Source organism: Aeromonas rivuli (assembly GCF_020149575.1).
Lineage (GTDB): Bacteria > Pseudomonadota > Gammaproteobacteria > Enterobacterales > Aeromonadaceae > Aeromonas > Aeromonas rivuli.
The window spans coordinates 955799-976155 of the sequence record NZ_CP079742.1; the positions used below are offsets into that span (position 1 = coordinate 955799).

The 20357-nt window shown below is 60.1% G+C and carries 20 protein-coding genes; 5 read left to right on the top strand and 15 right to left on the bottom strand.

What is annotated here, in order from left to right:
• The first annotated feature begins 373 nt into the window (after positions 1–373).
• From KYK33_RS04545 to KYK33_RS04565, 5 genes are all read left to right on the top strand, one after another.
• Complete coding sequence (locus KYK33_RS04545) at positions 374–1399, top strand: ABC transporter permease subunit (RefSeq protein WP_310504100.1); 1026 nt, start codon at positions 374–376, stop codon at positions 1397–1399.
• A gap of 115 nt (positions 1400–1514) precedes the next feature.
• Positions 1515–2558, top strand: a complete 1044-nt coding sequence (locus KYK33_RS04550; RefSeq protein ID WP_224432945.1) for an ABC transporter permease — start codon at positions 1515–1517, stop codon at positions 2556–2558.
• A 97-nt stretch (positions 2559–2655) separates the two neighbouring features.
• A complete protein-coding gene (locus tag KYK33_RS04555) occupies positions 2656–4473 on the top strand; it encodes an extracellular solute-binding protein (RefSeq protein WP_224432154.1) in 1818 nt (605 codons plus the stop codon).
• A 13-nt stretch (positions 4474–4486) separates the two neighbouring features.
• Positions 4487–5482 carry an ABC transporter ATP-binding protein gene (locus KYK33_RS04560; RefSeq protein ID WP_224432155.1) on the top strand — a complete coding sequence of 332 codons (996 nt, stop codon included), beginning with the start codon at positions 4487–4489 and terminating at the stop codon, positions 5480–5482.
• Positions 5479–6495: an ABC transporter ATP-binding protein gene (locus KYK33_RS04565; RefSeq protein ID WP_224432156.1), complete on the top strand. Its 1017-nt coding sequence runs from the start codon at positions 5479–5481 to the stop codon at positions 6493–6495. Before KYK33_RS04560 ends, KYK33_RS04565 begins: the two co-directional genes overlap by 4 nt.
• A gap of 210 nt (positions 6496–6705) precedes the next feature.
• Here the strand turns inward: KYK33_RS04565 and KYK33_RS20115 are convergent, their stop codons facing one another.
• From KYK33_RS20115 to KYK33_RS04635, 15 genes are all read right to left on the bottom strand, one after another.
• Positions 6706–6828, bottom strand: a complete 123-nt coding sequence (locus tag KYK33_RS20115) for a hypothetical protein (RefSeq protein ID WP_263480009.1) — start codon at positions 6826–6828, stop codon at positions 6706–6708.
• A 382-nt stretch (positions 6829–7210) separates the two neighbouring features.
• Positions 7211–8662, bottom strand: coding sequence for an aminoacyl-histidine dipeptidase (locus tag KYK33_RS04570; protein WP_224432157.1), 1452 nt, complete (start codon positions 8660–8662; stop codon positions 7211–7213).
• Positions 8663–9829: 1167 nt separating this feature from the next.
• A complete protein-coding gene (locus KYK33_RS04575) occupies positions 9830–10990 on the bottom strand; it encodes a phage late control D family protein (RefSeq protein ID WP_224432158.1) in 1161 nt (386 codons plus the stop codon).
• Positions 10990–11481: a phage tail protein gene (locus KYK33_RS04580; RefSeq protein ID WP_224432159.1), complete on the bottom strand. Its 492-nt coding sequence runs from the start codon at positions 11479–11481 to the stop codon at positions 10990–10992. Before KYK33_RS04580 ends, KYK33_RS04575 begins: the two co-directional genes overlap by 1 nt.
• Positions 11482–11493: 12 nt before the next feature.
• Positions 11494–13929 (bottom strand): phage tail tape measure protein, encoded by a 2436-nt coding sequence (locus KYK33_RS04585; RefSeq protein WP_224432160.1) that lies wholly within the window; start codon positions 13927–13929, stop codon positions 11494–11496.
• Complete coding sequence (locus KYK33_RS04590) at positions 13926–14057, bottom strand: GpE family phage tail protein (protein WP_029306174.1); 132 nt, start codon at positions 14055–14057, stop codon at positions 13926–13928. Before KYK33_RS04590 ends, KYK33_RS04585 begins: the two co-directional genes overlap by 4 nt.
• A gap of 8 nt (positions 14058–14065) precedes the next feature.
• Entirely contained in the window at positions 14066–14350 is a 285-nt protein-coding gene (locus KYK33_RS04595; RefSeq protein WP_224432161.1) for a phage tail assembly protein, read from the bottom strand.
• A 65-nt stretch (positions 14351–14415) separates the two neighbouring features.
• On the bottom strand, positions 14416–14934 hold the full coding sequence (locus tag KYK33_RS04600; protein ID WP_224432162.1) for a phage major tail tube protein: 519 nt from the start codon (positions 14932–14934) through the stop codon (positions 14416–14418).
• A 9-nt stretch (positions 14935–14943) separates the two neighbouring features.
• On the bottom strand, positions 14944–16122 hold the full coding sequence (locus KYK33_RS04605) for a phage tail sheath C-terminal domain-containing protein (protein ID WP_436467766.1): 1179 nt from the start codon (positions 16120–16122) through the stop codon (positions 14944–14946).
• A gap of 207 nt (positions 16123–16329) precedes the next feature.
• A complete protein-coding gene (locus tag KYK33_RS04610; RefSeq protein ID WP_224432163.1) occupies positions 16330–16962 on the bottom strand; it encodes a tail fiber assembly protein in 633 nt (210 codons plus the stop codon).
• On the bottom strand, positions 16962–17903 hold the full coding sequence (locus tag KYK33_RS04615) for a phage tail-collar fiber domain-containing protein (RefSeq protein ID WP_224432164.1): 942 nt from the start codon (positions 17901–17903) through the stop codon (positions 16962–16964). Before KYK33_RS04615 ends, KYK33_RS04610 begins: the two co-directional genes overlap by 1 nt.
• Positions 17900–18529, bottom strand: coding sequence for a phage tail protein I (locus KYK33_RS04620; RefSeq protein ID WP_224432165.1), 630 nt, complete (start codon positions 18527–18529; stop codon positions 17900–17902). The genes KYK33_RS04615 and KYK33_RS04620 overlap by 4 nt, the downstream gene beginning before the upstream one ends.
• Entirely contained in the window at positions 18526–19425 is a 900-nt protein-coding gene (locus KYK33_RS04625; protein ID WP_224432166.1) for a baseplate J/gp47 family protein, read from the bottom strand. Before KYK33_RS04625 ends, KYK33_RS04620 begins: the two co-directional genes overlap by 4 nt.
• Positions 19422–19781: a GPW/gp25 family protein gene (locus tag KYK33_RS04630; protein ID WP_224432167.1), complete on the bottom strand. Its 360-nt coding sequence runs from the start codon at positions 19779–19781 to the stop codon at positions 19422–19424. Before KYK33_RS04630 ends, KYK33_RS04625 begins: the two co-directional genes overlap by 4 nt.
• Positions 19778–20350: a phage baseplate assembly protein V gene (locus KYK33_RS04635; RefSeq protein ID WP_224432168.1), complete on the bottom strand. Its 573-nt coding sequence runs from the start codon at positions 20348–20350 to the stop codon at positions 19778–19780. Before KYK33_RS04635 ends, KYK33_RS04630 begins: the two co-directional genes overlap by 4 nt.
• Between the last annotated feature and the right edge of the window lie 7 nt (positions 20351–20357).

The window sequence follows — 20357 nt, forward strand, 5'->3', positions numbered from 1 at the left end:
GCTGTCTATTGCTTCTTTATAGCTATTTTAATGATCTGGATTAACCTGTTGATTTTATGCGTCTTCTGTTCTTTGGTCACATGAATGAAACAAAACTTAAATTCTTTAAATATTTTTTTTAATAGTGGTTTTTTATTTCGAATTTAAGTTTTCAGCAAAAAAAGTGCAGTGATTTACACTGTTGCGACATGCAAGGGGATGAGAGGAGACCAAGGGCTCGTTTTACTTGATTTTTGTTGCAGAGGTTTTACAGTGGCCGAGCGGATTGTTTGTCAAATTGCCAGTCAATCCAGCTTGTCGTGCCAGGAAGGAGAGGCCAGTCACAGGAAATGACTGGCCACACAATAACAACAAGGACGAGGTTTAACCCACCATGCTGTCGTATTTCTTACGTCGGATGCTTTTGATCATCCCGACGTTTCTAGGCATCACGCTGCTGGTCTTCACCGTCACCCGTTTCGTACCGGGCGGCCCGGTCGAGCGCATGCTGTTGCAAGCTCAGGTCTCGCAAAATGAATCCGGGCGATCCAGCGGCAGCAAAGGCGGCCAGGCCCTCTCCGACGAACAGATCGAGGAACTCAAGGCCTTCTATGGTCTCGACAAGCCGATGCTGATCGCTTATTGGGAGTGGCTGCAGAAGCTGGTGGTGCTGGACTTGGGGGAGTCGACCCGTTACTACGAGCCGGTCTGGGATCTCATCAAGGACAGGCTACCCGTCACCGCCTTCTTCGGGCTGGCGACCTTCCTGCTCAGCTATGCGGTCTCCATCCCGCTCGGGGTGGCCAAGGCGCTCAAACACAACAGCCGTTTCGACTCCATCAGTTCGATGCTCATCTACATGGCCTATGCCTTGCCCGCCTATGTGGTGGGGATCTTCCTCATCACCGTCTTCGCGTTTCACCTGGAGTGGCTGCCCATGGGGGGCTTCCCTGGCGATGACTTCGAGTACATGGAGAGCAGCTGGGACAAGATAGTGGTCGTCTTCTCCCACGCCTTGTTGCCGCTTATCGCTTATGCCATCGGCGACTTTGCCATCCTCACCATGACCATGAAAAACAGCCTGATGGAGAACCTGTCGGCGGATTATGTGCGCACCGCCGTGGCCAAGGGGCTGCCGTTTCGCAAGGCGGTGACCGATCACGCCATGCGCAACAGCCTGATCCCCATCGCCAGCCACCTGGGGTCGGTGCTCACCGTCTTCTTCGGCGGCTCCTTCCTGATTGAGACCATATTCAACATCGACGGCATCGGTCTGCTCGGTTACGAGGCCATCGTCGAGCGGGATTACCCCACCGTCATGGGCATACTCGCCATCACTTCCATGCTGATGCTGGTGGGCAATATCGTCTCGGATATTTGCGTTGCCCTCGTAGATCCTCGCGTGCGGTTTGGAGAATGATCATGAACCTTGTCCTTAATATCATGGCGATGCCAAGCAGCATGACCCTTGCCGATATCTGCGTGGTGATGCCGGCCGTCGATCCCCGCGTGCGGTTTGGAGAATGATCATGAACTTGAATCTGAATCCGGTCACGCTAAAGAAGCTCAAGCGTTTCAAGTCCATCAAGCGGGGTTACTACTCCTTCATCATCTTCTCAACCCTGGTGATGCTGGCGTTGCTGGCGGAGCTGCTGGTCAACAGCCGGGCGCTGGTGGTGAACTATCAGGGGGAGCTCTACTTCCCCACTTATGGCGACGTGATCCCGGGCCAGCACTTCGGGCTGGATTACCAATACGAGACCAATTACCGGCAGCTGCAGGGCAAGTTCGAGCAGGAGAACAACGGAAACTGGGTGCTGCTGCCCCCGGTGCCCTGGAATCCCTACGAGCAAGACTTCAAGCAAGATGTCTACCCGCCCTACGCCCCCAGCCTGGCGGATCGCCACTTCCTCGGCACCGACACCAGTGGTCGCGATGTGCTGGCGCGGCTGGTGTACGGTTTTCGCATCGCCATCGGGTTTGCCTTCATCGTCCTGGTGGCGAGTTACCTCATCGGTGTCAGCATTGGCTGCATGATGGGGTTTCTGGGCGGCAAGTTTGATCTCTTCTTGCAGCGCTTTATCGAGATCTGGTCCCAGGTGCCTTTCCTCTACGTCATCATGATCCTGGTCTCCCTGGCCAAGCCCAACTTCGGCCTCTTTGTCGGCATCAACGTGCTGTTCGGCTGGATGGGGATCACCTGGTACATGCGTACCCTCACCTACAAGGAGCGGGCGCGAGACTATGTGATGGCGGCGCGGGCCCAGGGTGCCAGCACCAAGCGGATCATCTTCAACCACATACTGCCCAATACCCTGGTGATGATAGTGACCCTGGCGCCCTTCGCCGTGGTCGGCAACATCTCGACCCTGACGGCGCTCGATTACCTCGGTTTCGGGTTGGCGCCGCCGACCCCCAGCTGGGGAGAGCTGCTCTCCCAGGGCATCAACAATCTGGATGCCATCTGGATCGTCAGCTCCGTGGTGGTGGCGGTGAGTCTGGTGCTGATCATGGTCTCCTTCATCGGGGAGGCGGTGCGTGAAGCCTTCGATCCTCGTAAATTTACCCGTTATCAATGAGTGGTCGCCACGCCTCTGCAGAGGCGGGCGCACCTTGTGAATGTTACCCGTTATCAATCAGTGCCCCGTGCAGGGATGCAGTGACCAGGAGGTCAAGATGAACAACAAGATGAAATGGATAGGGGCCCTCTTCCTGCTGGTGAACGGGCAATGGGTGTGGGCGGCGACGTTGCCGGAGGGGCTGGTCTGGGAGACCAATGATCAGGATCCCCAGTTTGCTTCTGCCAAGGCGCTGCCGGGCGGCACCTTCAATATGTTTGTCGACAGTTTTCCGCTGACCTTTCGCACCGTAGGGCCTGATTCCAATGGCGCCTTCCGCTCCTATATCCTGGATAACCAGCTGCGGCTGATCAGTTTTCATCCCAATACCGGCAACCCCATTCCGTCGCTGGCGACTCAATGGGCCATCGCCCCTGACAATCAGACCGTCTATTTCAAGCTGGATCCCCGCGCCAAGTGGTCCGATGGTAAGCCGGTCACCGCCGATGACTACACCTTCGGTTACGAGATGATGCGATCCAAGCACATCAAGGGCCCCTGGTTTAACAACTACTACACCACCGAGGTGGTGGCGGTAGAGAAGATTGATGCGCACACCATCCTGGTCAAGGCCGGTAACCCCAAGGCCAAACTGGACTTGCTCAATACCACTGAGCTGTGGCCGCAACCCAAACACTATTACACCCTCGATGAGAACTGGGTGAAGAAGTACAACTGGGCCGTGGTACCGACCACAGGGCCCTATGTGATGACAGAGGTCAAGAAGGGCAAGTCCATCACCTTCAGCAAGCAGAAGGCGTGGTGGGCCCAAAGCGATCGCTACAACCAGCACAGATTCAACGTCGATACCATCAAGGTGCAGGTCATTCGTGATCGCAACATCGCCTTTCGCCACTTCCTGAAGGGGGAGTTTGACAGCTTCGAGATGCTGCTGCCGAACTGGTGGCACGAGAAGGCCAACACCCAGGAGTACAAGCAGGGGCTGGTCAAGAAGGTGATGGCCATGACGGACACCAAGCAGGGCGCTCAGGGGCTGCACCTCAACATTGCCAATCCCAAGCTGGCCGATATCAATGTCCGGCTCGGCATCCAGCACGCCCTCAACATCGACAAGATGATCAAGACGGTGCTCTATGGCGACTATCAGCGCGCCACCACCTTTGACTCAGGCTTTGGTGCCTTCACCGAGGTTGCCTTACCCGAGCGTACCTATGACATCAATCAGGCCCGTGACTACTTTGCCAAGGGTGGATTCGACAAGGCGGGACCGGACGGTATCTTGCAAAATGGCAAGGGGGAGCGGCTCAGTCTGGCCATCACCTATGCCACCACTGAGCATACCAAACGGCTGACCGCGCTCAAGGAAGAGGCCAAGAAGGCGGGTCTGGATCTGGAGCTCAACCTGGTCGATGGCGCGACCGGCTTCAAGGTGATGCTGGAGAAGAAGCATGAGGCGGCCTGGCTTGGCTGGGGTGGCGGTGGCCTCTATCCGCAATATTGGGAGTTCTTCCACTCGGATAATGCCAACAAGCCGCAGACCAACAACTTCTTCAATGTGGCGGACAAGGCGCTCGATACCCTGATCGATACCTATGGCAGCGAGTTCGACACCGACAAGCGTGCCAAGCTCTCCCAGCAAATTCAGCAGCGCATCTACGATCTGGCCATCTTCGTGCCCGGTGCCCAGCTCAACTATGTGCGGGCCAGTGCCTGGCGTTATGTGATGTTGCCCGAGGTGCCTGCCACCCGAAATTCGCCGGATCAGCTCTATTGGCCGATGGACGGTTACCCTTATAGCAGTGGTGGCTTGCTCTGGCTCGATCCCAAGGCAAAGGAAGAGACCAGACAGGCCAGGGATGCGGGCGAGAGCCTGCCCTCGCAAGACATGGTCGACAAGACCTATGCACGCAGTTGAGAGGGTGAGTCAGATGTCGATAAGCAAGGTGCCCATCCTGGACGTTCGGGATCTTGAGGTGGAGTTCAGTGTCGATGACGGCAAGATCAAGGTGCTGGACGGCGTCAGCTTCAAGGTGCAGGCGGGCCAGACCTTAGGGATAGTCGGCGAGTCTGGCTGCGGCAAGAGCGTCACCTCCCTGGCCATCATGGGACTGCTGCCCAAGCCTCACGGTCAGGTGGTGGCGGGATCCATCAATTTTCAGGGGGAGGAGCTGCTCAATTTAAGTCCGGAGCAGATGTACAAGGTGCGCGGCAATCGGATCGCCATGATCTTTCAGGAGCCGATGACGGCACTCAACCCGGTCAAGACCATAGGCGCCCAGCTGGTAGAGGTGTTCACCCTGCACAGGCCTGCGTACAGCAAGGCCCAGCGTAAGGAGGCCGCCATCGCCATGTTGCGCAAGGTGGGGATGCCGGAGCCCGAGACGCGGTTCAATGTCTATCCCCATAACCTCTCTGGCGGCATGCGCCAGCGGGTAATGATCGCCATGGCGCTCTCCTGCGAGCCGGACTTGCTCATCTGTGACGAGCCGACCACGGCGCTGGATGTCACCATTCAGGCCCAGATCCTGGAGCTGATGAAGGAGCTGCAAGCCCAGACAGGGATGGCCATTCTCTTCATCACCCATGATCTCGGGGTCGTGGCCGAGCTGTGTGACGAGGTGGTGGTCATGTATGCCGGGCGCGCGGTGGAACGCGCCCAGATATTTGACCTGTTCGAGCAGCCCCATCACCCCTATACCCATGGCCTGATGAACTCGATCCCTCGCCTGGAAGATGAGCCCAAGACCCTGCTCAACACCATCAAGGGCCAGGTGCCTGCACTCTTTGAGATGCCGGCGGGTTGCCGTTTCTCCAACCGTTGTCCCCATGCCAGCGACATCTGCATCAGTCAGGTGCCGCCCATGGAGCAGCTTCAAAACCGGCACGCCGTGGCTTGCCATCATTGGAAGGAGATCCGGGTATGACGCCACTGTTGAGTGTCAAAGGGCTCAAGCAGCACTTCGTCATGGGCGGCGGCCTGCTGCAGAAGAAGTACACCGTCTACGCGGTGGATGGCATCAGCTTCGATCTCAAGCAAGGGGAGACGCTGGGGCTGGTAGGGGAATCTGGCTGTGGCAAGTCGACCCTGGGTCGCTCCCTGCTCAAGCTGTTCGAACCCACGGCGGGGCAAATCTGTTTCGAGGGGAGGGATATCACGGGATTGAGCGCCCGGGAGATGCGATCCCTGCGCCAGGAGATGCAGATCGTCTTTCAAGATCCTGCAGAATCCCTCAATGGTCGCCATACCGTGGGCCAGATTTTGGAAGAGCCCTTCATTATTCACGGCAAGGGCAGTCGCAGTGAGCGCCAGCTGTGGGTGCGAGAGCTGCTCGGCAAGGTCGGGCTGCCCGAGACGGCGGCGGATCGTTTTCCCCATGAGTTTTCAGGGGGGCAGCGTCAGCGCATCGGCATCGCGCGCGCCATCGCGCTCAAGCCCAAGCTGCTGGTCTGCGACGAGGCGGTGTCGGCGCTGGATGTGTCGGTGCAGTCGCAAATCATCAATCTGTTGCTGACCCTGCAGCGGGAGATGAACCTGGCCCTCATCTTCATCGCCCACGACCTGTCGGTGGTGAAGCATATCTCGGACCGGATCGCCGTCATGTACCTGGGGCGCATCGTCGAGATAGCCCCGGCCCAGCAGCTGTACCGCAACCCGCGCCACCCCTATACCCAGGCGCTGATCTCCGCCATTCCGGTGCCGGATCCGCGGCGCCGCAACCAGCGGATCTTGCTGAGCGGGGATGTGCCTTCGCCCATCTCACCCCCCCCAGGTTGCCATTTTCATCAGCGTTGCCCCCATGCCGGTGAACGCTGTCGCAGCCAGTCACCCAAGCTAGACCCCTGTGCGGGAGAGACCCATCTGGTGGCCTGCCACTTCCCGCTGCCGCTTCAGGAGGTGCCGACGCAGGATCCGATGTCACTGGGAAAGGTGATCTGAAGGATGAGAGCCTGGAGATGAGGGAGCCGGGGGCAAGGGAATTAAAAAATGGGGCCCGTGGGCCCCATCTTCATTGGTAGCGTTCAGGTTCGGCCTGGGAGTGCGTGCGCACAGAGGCCTGGGCAGGACTGCCGTGCCGGATGGCATGGCGGCTGTGTGTGGTATTGATAGGTATTTTGTTGGTTAATAACGACATGATTGCCGTTGTGATTAGGCACCGTAACGGAAGTAGTAGTTACGAGTGGCCGGGGCATAAGTGTCTTTTTCAACACGGCCTTTTTTCTTGCTGGTGGCACCTTTAAGGTGGAACAGCACTGCCAGGTTCTCAAACATGATTCACCTCGTCGCTCTGTTGTCTGGGATGTTTCTGTGACAAAGGTCACGGTTCAATCCTAGCGATTAATGTGATGCAGATCAAATTTTGAGGTAATTAAACAACAAAACTCCTGGAAAAGGTTTTCCTGTGCAAGTCGGTTCATGGATAGGTTTTCAGAAAGCGGTTGCAGGCCGGTTCAGGGGGAAAATCTTGGCAGCAGGGCAGCAGGGCAGCAGGGCAGCAGGGCAGCAGGGCAGCAGGGCAGCAGGGCAGCAGGGCAGCCGCTGCGGTCCGTGAGTCAGCAAAAAGCAGCAGGAGAGGCGGGGGGAGAGGGCGAAGAGATGAGTGGGGCTTGGATCATGCCCCGCACCAGGCGGGGCATGTTGGACTGCCTGGGTCTTATTTGGCAGGGATCTGCTCGAGCACATGGACCAGCAGCTGCCAGAAGCGCTCGACCGCCGGGATGTGCACCTTCTCGCCCGGCGCGTGGGCGCCGCGGATGGTCGGGCCGAAGGAGACCATGTCCCAATCCGGGTAGGCGCTCTTGAACAGGCCGCACTCCAGACCGGCATGGATCACCATGACATTGGGCAGGTCGCCGAACAGGGTCTGGTAGCTGTTTCGCACCAGCGCCATCACGGGGGAGTTGACGTTCGGTGCCCAGCCCGGATAGGCACCGGTGAACTCGCAGCTGGCGCCAGCCAGGCTGAACAGGGAGCGGGTCATCTGCTCCACGCTCTCGCGACCCGTGTCATGAAGGGAGCGGATCAGGCACTGGACATAGACTTCGTTGTCGAGAGTCTTGATGACCCCCAGGTTGGTCGACGTCTCGGTCACCCCCGGGATGGCATCGCTCATGCGCATCACCCCGTTCGGGCAGGCGATCAGGGCGTCGAGCAGGCGGCGCTGCAGATCGTCAGAGAGCAGCTTGGTCGGGGCATCCTGCTCTTGCAGCAAGACCGTCAGGTTTGCCTCGACGGCGGCCAGCTCGCTCTGGTAGATACCTGCATACTGGTCGACCAGGGCTTTGAAGCCCGCGACACTGGCTGCGGGCACCAGCAGCTTGGCCCGGGCTTCGCGGGGAATGGCATTGCGCAGGGTGCCGCCGCTGATATCGCCAAGGCGCACGCCCAGGGGCTCCGCCGCCTTGAGCAGGCGTACCAGCAGCTTGTTGGCGTTGCCACGACCACGGTGGATGTCGACCCCGGAGTGACCGCCGCGCAGTCCCTTCACGTGCAGCTCGAAACCTGCGCCCTCACCGGCAGCAACCTGCTCCAGGGGGAAGCGGATATTGGCATCCACGCCACCGGCGCAGCCCATGTAGACCTCGCCATCTTCTTCTGAATCCGTGTTGAGCAGGATCTCGCCTTCCAGCCAGCCCGCTTCCAGGCCGAAGGCGCCGGTCATGCCGGTCTCTTCGTCCGTGGTCAGCAGCACTTCCAGCGGACCATGCTTGATGCTCTTGTCGGCCAGCACGGCCAGACAGCCAGCCATGCCCATGCCGTTGTCGGCGCCGAGGGTCGTGCCGCGAGCGGTGACCCAGTCACCATCGATGTAGGCATCGATGGGATCGGTGGCGAAGTCGTGCTGGGTGTCGGCATTGGCCTGGGGCACCATGTCCATGTGGGCTTGCAGCACCACGGCTTTGCGGTTCTCCATGCCTGGGGTGGCGGGCTTTTTGATGATGAGGTTGCCCACGGGATCCTGTTTGACCGCCAGCCCTTCACTCAGGGCCCATTCGGTGATCCAGGCACTGAGCTTGGCCTCATGCTTGGAGGGATGGGGAATGGCGCAGATCTGTTCGAAGAAGTGCCAAATCAGTTTGGGAGATAGAGAACTAAGAGGTGCCACGTCAGACTCCTTACCAGCACGGGAAATAACCGGGCCCACCAGGGCCTGATGAAGAGGGTAACGATAATACAGTCAATCCCGTAAAACTGTGAGCGATCAGCACAAATCATGGCCGTCACTCGCCTTGGCCAGGCTGGCAAGCTGGTGTGACGCCCAAAACTGGTGATTTATTTTTGTGACTCACATCACAAAAATATTGAGTTTTACGATGATGCTGGTAAATTGTCCTCCGTGGTCTCCACCACTGTCAGGATGACGAGAAGTGCCTCCAGGGAACCGAAGCAAAGCAAGTGCGCCTCCATGGAACCGAGTGTCAGCTTAAGGATTCAAGCCCGCATAAAGGTACGTAACTTGTTAAGCAATCAGGAGTTTATATGTCAGGCAGTAGCGCAACTTATTGGTTTACCCCCTCTCTCTACACCCAGGGCTTCAGCTATCCGAATGCCTTTGTCAATCGTCGTTAAGCGGCGATAGGGCCCAGAGGCGAGCGCCATGGACCCAGGTAGAGAAAACAGCAGGCGTGAGGTCTCCTCCACCTGCTTTTTTTTGCCCGTCATTTATGCCTTCTTCTCTTGATGAACGCCATATCCCCTTGGGCTGCCCTCATCCCCGTCTCGTTTCCCTGCCAAGGCTGCCTGAACAGCGCCCCCTTCCTCGCCGATCACTGAGCCCAGAGGGCGGCATCAAACGATACTCACCTTCCGGTTTGCTGATAAAAAGGCATACGTTTGCCAACCTTTTCACCGGGAAAGGGTGCTAACATAGCCGCCCAATAGCCTGTCCATGCCCATCCCTTGCGATGCGTTGTCATGGTGAGCCCAGATTGCCTCTCTATTTTTGTTCGTTTCCGGCCCGGCTGACTTAGCCCGAGCGGGATCGAGTGCAAGCTGAATTTGGTGCAGGACCCTGTGGTATCACTCCGGGGACGAGCGTTGGCAGGTAATAAATTTCAAGTGTTCATCTGTTTTAAAATAACTTGTCGAGATCGATAGCATGCCTAAGAAATTCTACGCTCTTTAGGATTCCTTGTTAGCTGGCATTATTTCCGTTATTTTTCATGTTGTTATGAATATCTATAAAGAGCTGCATATTTGAATGGCGACAAAGTGGCGACAGGTTTTTTGATGATCGAGAATGGCGGCAGGGCTTCGGCCCTGCCGCCATTTTTCATTCTGGCAGTTCTTCCAGCTTCACTTCGAGTTGCAGGCGGTTGGTGTAACCCTGGTTGGTGAGGTCGTGGACTACCTGGGTGAGTAGCCAGGGAGCGGCGTCGATGTCGGGTTTGAAGCCCCTGACAGTGGTGGGTTGTTCCGGATATAGCTCGGCGCGTCCCTTGGCCAGGGTGATCTGGAACTCCGCCACGCCGCGTTGCAGCTTTTCCCACTCGGCCCGGGCGGCCCGCATGGCGTTGGCCTGGTTGGCGTAGACGTGGCGCAGTTCCTTGACGTTCTCGCTGCTGCCGACCAGCAGCTCGTTCTCCTTCTTGTTGACGACGACACCTGGCGGCAGGGGGCGTGCTTCTTTTGGCTTGGTCTTCCTCTTGCGTTTCACCTCGATTTTCTTTTTCTCGGCGGCTTTGTGGTCTTGCCAGTAGGCGGTCACGCCGGTGTAAGCGTCGCGGTCTGCTACAGAGAACCTGTGCTGATCGCCATCTTGGCGGCTGATGGTGATGGCCGGCAGCGGCTGGCCACTGGCGGTGGTGCCCTGGCCCGCCTTGATGAACATCAGTCTGGCAGATTTGACGGTGGCGATGGCATCGCACTGGCCAGCCAGGCGGGTAAGGAAGGCGAGATCGCTCTCGTTGGTCTGGTCGATGTGGTCGATCAGTTGCCCCTTGAGTGAGTCACCGACGCAGGGGGTGAGCAGGTAGGGGGCGGCGACTTGTTCGACGATGCTGCTGATGGTGGTTTGATGCCAGCTGCGCTCGCGTAGTTTGTTCATGCCGCCGCGCAAGTCGGCTGACTTGCCCCTGATGGTGAGCACATCGGGGGCGCCGTTGTGTTCTACCTCGTCAATTTTGTAAGTGCCCTTGTCGACCAATGCGCTGCCCTGCCAGCCGATTAAGGCGCGAAGGGTGGCCCCTCGGCGTGGCATGTCGAGCTGGCCATCGCTGTCATCGAGGGTGATTTCGATAGTGTCGGCCGAAAAGCCCCGGTTGTCGGTGATGGTCATCGACATCAGGCGCGGGCGGATGGCGGCAGAGATGTCACGGCCATCAACCAGCACTTGGTAAGCCGGTACCGGATGGCCTTGGCGCAGGGCATCGAGCGGGTTGGTGATACCCATATTCTCGGCCAGGCGGCTGCCGAACTGGTTGAAGGCGTCCATCACAGGATCCCCCCGAGTTTGCCACCGACACTGCCCATCAGCTTGCCCACTCCTAGGCGGCCGAACAGGTTGCCCGCGGTGCGGCCCAGCAAGGTGTTGCCGAGGGAGCTGTCGTTGTCATCGACCCGCTTGAGCTTGATGGTGAACTCGATTTTTCGGGCGGTGCCATCGGCAAAGAACTCGCTCCTGGTGGTGCTAATACCCTCGATCACGAAGGAGCCGCGCATCACGCCGTCGCCCTGGATCAGGGGGAAGGCCTGGCCGCTGTCGCCCATCTGGTTGAGCATATCGAGGGAGACGGGGCCGCCGGTCAGCTCGGGGAGTAGCACCCCGCTGAAGGTGGTGGTTTCGTCATCCGGGCCGAGGTACTGATAGCCCGGGCGAGCACCGATCCGGTTATTGCCCGGATGGCGCCATGCCCGGTCGTCTTGTTGTGAGAGGGGGGCGAGAGTCGAGCGCATAAACACGAACCAGCCCAGGGTCATCATCATGGCGGTTTCTCCTTAGTTGCGGTCGGTCAGGGAGGCTCGGCCATTGGCAGCTGCCTGCCGTTCGCGCCGGTCCAGTTCGCGGCGCACCTCTTGCGCCACATCCGCGCCGGATTGCCCCGGTTGCTGGACGATGTGGATCGGGGCGTTGATCTTGGTGGTGGTGCTGCCTCTGGCCACTGGTTTGGGTGTGGCGACTATACGTGGGCCGTATCCGGATCCACCGGCCAATGCGGGGGTGCTGTAGTTGCCGGTGAGGTATCCCGATTGCTTGACGTTAGCCGTGACCGAGCCACCCCCTTTCATCCAGTCCGGCAGCAGGTCGGTGAGGGCTTTTATCTTGGCTTTCAGGCTCTCCCACTTCGCAGTGATGCCACCAATCAGGCCGTCGATGATGGCCTTGCCCTTGTTGGCCGCCCCGGCTGGCAGTGTATCGAAGAAGGCCCAGATCTCGCCCCAGTGCATGACCAGCATGCCGATGGGGGTCCATGAGAAGAGCTCTTTCAGGAGTTCCCAGAAGGCGAGCGCAGGGGCCTTGCACTGGGCCCATAGCTCGCTGAACCACTTGGTGACCCCATCCCAATTTTTGTAGAGCAGGAATGCTCCGGCAGCGATTGCCGCAATCCCCATGATGAACCAGCCGATCGGGGTGGTGAGCATGGCAATGCCGAGCCTGACCATTCCCATGGTCAGTGCCTTGATGAAGGTCAGCAGCGGGCCGCCATAGACCAGCAGCATCGACATCCCCATTTTGATGGCGGCCAGCGGCCCCAACAGACCAGCCACAATCAGCAGCAGTGACCCGCCAGCGGCAGCTGCTACGGCGGTGACCGCCGCGATACGGGTCAGGGTAGAGGTCAGCTCTGGGTTGGCCCGCATCCAGTCACCGGTGACCTGGATAATCTCGGTGACGCGCTGAATGAGCCCGCGCATCGGGCCGTTTTCGGTCTCCATCATCTGGATGCCTACGTCATCCCATGCGGAGGTGAGGTTATCCAGATCACCGATGGCGTTATCTGCCATGACCTTGGCGACCTTGCCTGCTTCCCCCTGGGTTTGCTTCAACGTGGCGATGAGCTCTTGCAGCTTGCCGGAGCCCGCCTGTTCGGTCAGCACGGCCAGGGCGGCGAAGGCCTCTTCACCGGCGATGGCCTTGAAATAGCCCGAGCGGGTGGCATCCCCCATCTTGCTGGTCTTCTTGTAGAGCTCGTCGAGAATATCGGGCAGGGCGCGCAGGTTACCCGCCGCATCGGCGGTCTTCACGTTCAGGGCGGCCAGCGCATCGTGTGCGGCCTTTGGGGGCGCTGCCAGGCGGCCGAGAATGGCTCGCATGGCGGTACCGCCCATGCTGCCCTGGATACCAGCATCCCCCAGCTTGCCCGCCATGGCGGAGGCAGTTTCAAGGTCAACGCCGAGGCCAGCCGCCACCGGGCCCACGTACTTCATGGTTTCACCCAGCATCTGCAAGTCGACGTTGGCACGGGTGAAGGTGCCGACCATTACATCCCCGAGCCGGTTCATCTGGTTTGCTGGCAGCTTGAAGCCGGTCAGGATGTTGGAGCCGATATCCGCTGCGGCGGCAATCTCGACACCGCCCGCCTTGGCAATATCGAGCACCCCAGGCATGGCGTCGCGGATCGCCTTGGGGGTAAAGCCAGCCATGGCGAGGAAGCCCTGGCCCTGCGCCGCTTCGCCCGCCGTGAAGGCGGTATTGGCGCCGAGCTCCCGCGCCTGAGCCCGCAAGGCGGCCAGTTCGCCGCTTCCTTTGTTCAGCCGGGTGATCGCCTGCACCTTGGACATATCGACATCAAAGCCCATGGCCTTGCTGGCGATGTTGGTGCCCTTGTAGATAGCCGCGGCACCTGTTGCCATGCCTGCGGCGCCATAGCCCGCCATGGTGCCGCGCATGGACATGGTCTTGTCATAGTTCGCCTTGACCTGGTTGAGGCGCTTTTGCTGGTCGGCCAGCTGCCCCAGCTTGGCGCGCTGCTGGTCGAGCTGGGCATTGGCGGAAGCCAGATCGGTCTTGAGGCGGCGCTGGTGTTCGCCGAGCTGCTTGGTGTTGATGCCTGCCTCGCCCATGGCCCGTTTCAGGTTGCCGTGACGGGCGACCATTTCCCGCTCTTGTTGGGAGAGGTCGCGCACCTTCTGTTTGGCCTGCTCCATGGCGCGGGCCATGGCCTTGGTCGGTTGCTCGACCTTGGTGAACTGCTGTGCCATCTGCTGAGCATCGCGCTGGGCAGCTGTGAGTTGGGCGCGGGTGGCACCAATTTGCTGGCCGAGGGTGCGATAGCCATCAATCTGGCCGCTCTGGGCTTCCAGCTCCTTGATGCGCTTTTTGGTTTCGACCAAGTCTTTGGCGGTGATGCGGCTCTGGCCGCTGGCTGCCTTGAGGGGGGCGGTCAACTTGTCGACCGCCCCGAGCAGGATTTGAAGTTTGAGAGGGTTCATTGCTCTGTTGCCCCGTTGATGCGGTTGTGGGTCTCAACGAGGTTTTGGTGCCAGCCCATCAGCTCGCTGATCTCCATGGCCGCCATCTCGGACGGCGGCCAGTGGGCGATGATGGCCAGATCGGCCATCACCTCGTCTACGCAATGAGGTAGGCCATTCTCTTCGGTACCAAAAAAGCGCTTACCTCGCTGCCCAGTTGCATCAGGTCGGCCGGATCCATGTTGCCGATCTCGACCTCGGTCAACATGGGGGTTGTGATGCGGGGCAGCAGTTTTGTTAGGGCGTTAACGTCCATCTGCACCACATCGGTCATATTGAGGCCGCGCATTTCGCCCGCCTTGGGCTTGCGCAGTTGAACCTCGGTGATGGTGGTATCGCCGCGCTGGATGACTTGGTCGAGGGTAACGGTCTTGTTGTCCATGGTGCTTGTTCCTGATGTTGATGTGGTGACGGGCGGCATGGCCGCCCGTTGGGTTGTTGGGTGGGTTAGAGGCCGATGGCTTTGCGGTGTTCGGCCATGAGGTCGACGCCGTCGGGGCCGATTTCGACCATGTTGATCAGGTCAATCTCATGCACCACCTGGCCGTTGACGGTCTCTTTGTAGTAGGTGTTGACCATGCTGACCTTGGCCTGGGTGTTATCACCTGCCTTGAGGGTGCCCCGGTCGAGCTCTTTGAAGCGGCCACGGCAGACGATTTCGACGGCCATGACTTCACCGGTGTCATCACGTTGGGTTGAACCCGCAAAACGCAGGCTAGTGCCGTCAGCTTTGGGCTCACCCATGCAGCGCAGGAGCTGGTCGCCGTAACCGCCGAAGGTGAAGGAGACATCAAGGGCGCTGTCATCCAACCCCATGTCGATGTTGACGGCGCCGCCCATGCCGCCGCCACGATAGGCTTCGAACTTGCGGGAGAGCTTGGCCGGGGTGAAGTCTTCCGCTTCACCGACCCAGTTGTCGCCATTGAGAAAGACATTGAGGCGTTTGATTTTGCGAGGCAGTGACATGGGGGCTCCTTATGCGGCGGCCGCAACGCGGGCGCCAAAGTCGATCAGGTAGGAATCGGTGATGCGCTGCTGGAAGCCGAGGTCTTCGAGCGGCGGCACCGGGGTGTAGTCGTAATCGATGCGCAGCTTGCCAGCCTTGAGGGTGTCTTTGTCGTTGAGCTCCTCGTTGTACCAGCAGTCGAAGCCGAGCAGGTACCCGCCGGTGACCAGTTCGCGGCCCTTGGCCTTGATGCCCTCGATGATGTCTTTCACCAGGGTGGGGGTCATGGGCTTGTCGACGGCCCACATGTGCGCCTCGGCCATGGTGTCGGCCAGGATCTGGGCGGTGCGGGTGTAGTTCTCGAAGGCGAACAGGGGATCGTCCGAACAGGTGCGGTTGCCCCAGTAACGGAAGCCGTCCGCCCGGATGAGGGCGGTGATTTCGTTGGCGTTGAGCAGGCCGACCTCGGTATCGGGGTCTTGCAGATCCCAGAACAGGGTCTTGGTCATGCCGTCGACCCCGGTCACGCCGACGTTGGACAGGGTCTTGTGCCAGCCGATCTCTTTGTCGATGAATGCCCGCAGGGCGGCCGCCTTGAGGCAGGCATCCAGTTTGATGCTGGCATTGGCGGTGGTGTCCCAGGCGATCCAGTCGCCGTGGATAGGCATCAGTTCGCGGCTGGAGAAGTTCTCGCGGTAGGCCAGCGCCGCTTCGACGGTGTCGGCGATGGTCGGCACATAGGCGAAGGCGCGCAGCTTCTTGGCCGCACCCGCCAGGGCGGTGGCGATGGGCAGGGTGCAATTGTCCGGCACACAAAGGATGCGGGGCTTGACGGTGGTGACCGGGGCGGCCCGCTCCAGCGCCTTGAGGCCGGTATAGCTGCCATCGGGCTTGATGGTGCCGATGATGTTGCTGGTCAGCTCTGCTGCATCGGCACCTGGTGCGACCCGAACCACGATGACGATGGTGTTGACGGTGTCATAGATGGTTTGCAGCGATTTTTTGAGGTTGCCCTCGCTGCCTGCTTTGGCAATGGCTGCTGGCAGGTTGGCAATCAACACGGGTTTGTCGAGGGGGAAGTAGGTGGCGTCCGCGTCTTCGCTGGTGCAGACCATGCCGATCACCGCCGTGGCGACGGTGCGGATGGTGCGGGTGCCCTCGTTGGCTTCCACGACGCGCACGCCGTGGTGAAATTGGTCCAGTGCCATAGGTTCTCCTGTTGTCCGGACGGAGCATTCTTTGCGTAGGTAATGCAAGGTGATGTGAGCAGGGTCAGGATGCCGGGGCAGGGGATAGCAGGCGAGCGGCGGCCAGTGTATCTGCCGTGGATACACTGGATGGGCGGTGACAAGGCGGTGATGGACGGCAGCAACGAAACACCCCGCACTGGGCGGGGTGGTGGTCGGACTCAAGGGTTATTCGGTGGCGGGATCGCCCGGTTGCTGCGGCCAGGTGATGGTATGGGGATAGCCAGCTTGCTGGTCGACCTTGGAAAGAGCGACGCGGTAGGCCTTCCAGGCGATGAGTTTCACCTGGTCATCGGCTGACGGTTCGCTGATGACATTGGGATCCAGTGCGTCGGTGAGCACGGCGATCTCCTGACTGGCTTCGCTCATCAAGGCCTGACGTTGCTGCTGCGCTTGCTGTGCCAGAACAGCATCTTCCTGCTTCAGGTCTTTCACCCAACGCAGCAGGTCCGCATCCCACACGTCGAATTGGGATGATGGAGGGGTGAGAGTGAGGGCCAGCGGCAGTTCACCGAGCTCCTTGATAACGACAGATTGGCGTGTGCGCTTGTCGTATGCCGTCTGACCGCGATAATCATCGACGGACTCCCAGCCTGTCTGGCTACGAACAATGGCTTTCCCTGGTGCGGTTTGATCCGGTTCATCCAAATAGGCACCGGCAGGGAGCCCAGTCCCTACGGAAACCCATGCTTGCTGCTGTGACAAGAGTTCACCTGTGGCCGGGTGGGTGGCGTACACAGTGGCCCAACCAGATGATGAGGCAAAGCCATCCTCCCCCCAAACTACGAGCGGTTCGTTCATTATGCTGCCCTCACGATGTAGTTGAATGCGATGTTACGGGGACGAGTTTCTACTCCACCGACAATGCCGATCGCACCTAGCGAGTGCCCGCTGGGGCTCGGGAGAAATGAGCCGGCTCCAGTATCGGCTGTTGCTGGGATCCCGCGCCCGGCAGGGTAAGTGTCGCTCCGTATAGCCCCTAATTTCCATCCTTCATCATGTGACGTTGGGGCATTGGCGGATATGTGGTGAGAGTGGGCCTTTGTCAGGTCGCTCTGATTAGTAAGAATACTGCGATTGAGATCTCCCCCCCTTCCTGCATCCCAACCCCGAATAAACTCCGCCCGCATATCAGGCAGTACCAGCGACGGATAGGCGATCGCGAGCTTGGGGTAAGTCGCCGCACTGAACGACTGGCCGGTCATGGTGATGTAGCCGGTAGGCGGTACAGCCGTTGGCCAGGGAATTGGGGCACCAACTGGATATGAGCTGAGAGCAACCTCATCGACATACTTGCGAGTCGCCAGTACCACGGCAGGGTCAATCTTGAGCTCTACCGCGCTGGTGTTGCTGACGATCAGCACAATGCGGATGGTTTGGGTACGGCCAGACCCGCTGGTCAGCAGCGGCTTGTAGGTGTCCGGGGCGTTGGCGATGGCGATCAGAGTGCCGCTCTCGTCGTAGAGACCGACGCAGCGGACCCACCACCCGCCAACATCCTCCGGAAGGATCTGCTCAGCGACCAGTTGTGACGGGTTGAGCGGGTCCTGAAACAGGGTGTTGATGGGCGCGCGGCGCTGCTCACCCGGCAGGGCAGTCATGGCCGGATCCGGCGTCACCGGCTGGCCGCCGCCATCACCGACGCCCATGGCGGTGATTTTCAGCGGCACGCCCAGCGCGATGGCGTTGGCAATTTTGGCCTGCCCCACATTGGTGGGGATGGCGAAGTAGTTGGCGCTCAAGCGGCACCTCCTTGTTGTGGATAAATGGTCATGGTGTCGATGATGTGGGTGATGCCGCCGTGCCACTGCTGGCCACGGATCTCGATGGCCTCGGGGCTGTAGGGGTAGATGGTCAGTTCATCGCCCAGGTAGCAGGCAGCGCCGACATAGAGCGGGCCGCGGCTTTCCATGCTGATGGCGAGGCCGGTCAGGTGGCGGGTCATGGGTTTGGCATCGGCGATCAGCCGTTCCAGCTCCTGGTACATGGTTTCGGTGATGCCGGTGTCGAGCACGCCGATGTCGAGCTTGAAGGTGCCCGGGGTGGCTGCCGGGGTTTCTTGCCACCACTCCAGCACCCGGATCAGGTAGCCCAGCGGTTCCACCACCCGGCGGATGGCGCCGATGGTGCCTTTGTGGCTGTGCACGAAGTAGCTGTTGGCGATGACCTGGCGTTTGGTGGCCTCCGGCCATTTGTCATCCCAGCGGTCGACGCTCCAGCTGGCGGCCAGATAGGGCAGCAGGTGGGTGGGGCAGGTCCAGGGTGACCAGAGTGCGCGGAACGGGATCGGCAAGGCCTGAGCATTGGCGCCCGCCGTTGCCAGGTTGCGTTCGGTGCGGGTGGTGCTGGGCGGCAGGATGGCACTCATGGCGCTCGTTCCACGGTGAAGCCGGTGCAGTAGGCAGCTTGGGTTGCACTGGGAGTGATGTCTGCCCAGCCAATCAAATCGACCTTGCGCACGCCCTGCACATGAAGGGCGGCATCAATGGCAGAACGCGGCACCTCGACCCCGATGCGGCGGCGCGGGTTGATAAAGGTGGCGAGCTGATCACGGGCTGCCTGCAGGATCACATCTGCCTCGGCCCCCTGGCTGCTGATGTGTAACTGGGCGGTGATGGTGTAGTGGATGATGCCGGCACTTTGCACGCTGAGTCGGTCAGCAACCGGGCGGGTGTCTTCGTGGCTCAAGGCCAGGGTTACTTTGGCGATCAGGGTTGCATTGGCCGTGCCGTCCCCTTCGGTGCTGAGGATGGTGACCAGGGCCTCGGCGGGGACGGGGCTGGACCCTTTGGCATCGGCTACCTTGCCATCCGCCGAGAGGGCGAAATACTCATAGGCCCCGGTGGGGCCCGCCACGCTGAGGCCATCCCACGCCATCAGGGCTCGCAGGATCAGCGCCTCGTCATCCTCTTTGATTTCTGGCACCGGCGGGGTGGCGGTGTCATCACCCGGCTGGATGGTGAGCCGCTGCACCTTCCAGTTAGCCACCAGGTTGTCGAGGTCGCTCCCCTTGGCCCAGGCCAACATGTTGGCGACGGCGGCATCGTTGATGCGTTGGCGCAGGATCAGCTCCCGATATGCATTCTCTTGCAGCAGCTTGGTGATGGGCTCGGATTCCAGCGCCAGGGTGGCGGCGATGGCCGCCTGCTGGTCTGCCGGATAGAGGCTGACAAAATAGGCCTTGCGCTCGGCAAGGATGGTCTCGAAATCGAGCACCTCGATCACATCGGGCTGCGGCAGTTGAGAGAGGGTGATGGTGCTCAAGTGGCGGCTCCTGTGGGAATGGCGATAGAAGCAGACTCCGGCGCGCCGCCGTCCTTGCGCTGCCAGGTGAGTTCGACGGTGAGGGCGCCATCCATGCCGCCGCCCAGCACTTCTACCCGGGTGATGGTGATGCGTGGTTCCCAGTTGATAAGGGCCTGTACGGTGGCGGCCATCAGGCGCAGGCGGGTGGCCTGATGTTGGGGCTGGTCGATGAGGTAAAAAAGTTCGCTGCCGTAGTCGCGGCGCATGACTCGGGATCCCACCGGGGTGATCAGAATGTCGCGCACCGACTGCACGATGTGGTCGGTGGCGCTGATGGTGCGGCCGCTCGCGGCATTCATGCCAAGCCAGTTCATTGCGGGCCCCCGGAGGTGCCGCTGCCGGTGCTGACGTTGCCGTGTTTGTGGGTAGTGACTTCTATGCCGCCGATGGTTGCGGTGGGGGCGGTAATCTTGCCCCCCGCGCTGATGGTGGTGCCGACCTTGAGCGCCTTGGTGCATTCGACCAGCGGGGTGATTAGCTTGACGGTTACCGAGGCCGCGATATTGGCAGACTTGATGCCGTTGGCGTTGAGCGCCCCGGTTGCCGGGTTGTATTCGATGATGGCGCCGTCGCTGTATTCGGTGCGGTCGAGATCCGGGCTGTCATCCTCGGCTAGCGGCTCGGGGAACTGGTCAGCATTGAGGCGGCCGACGATATAGGCATTGCGCGTATCACCGCTGACCGAAAGCAAAATCACCTGCTCGCCCAGGCTCAGGCGGTGGCGGGTACGGTTAGCCCCGGCCCTTTCTGTGGTGTAGGGCCGCCAGTTGGTAGTGATGTCGCCGGTTTTGACGCGACATTCCCCGGAGCGCACGGCGGTGACGGTGCCAATGCGGATCAGGTTGTCGATCAGGCGTTTGAGTTCGGTTGGGGTCAGTTGCATGGGGCCA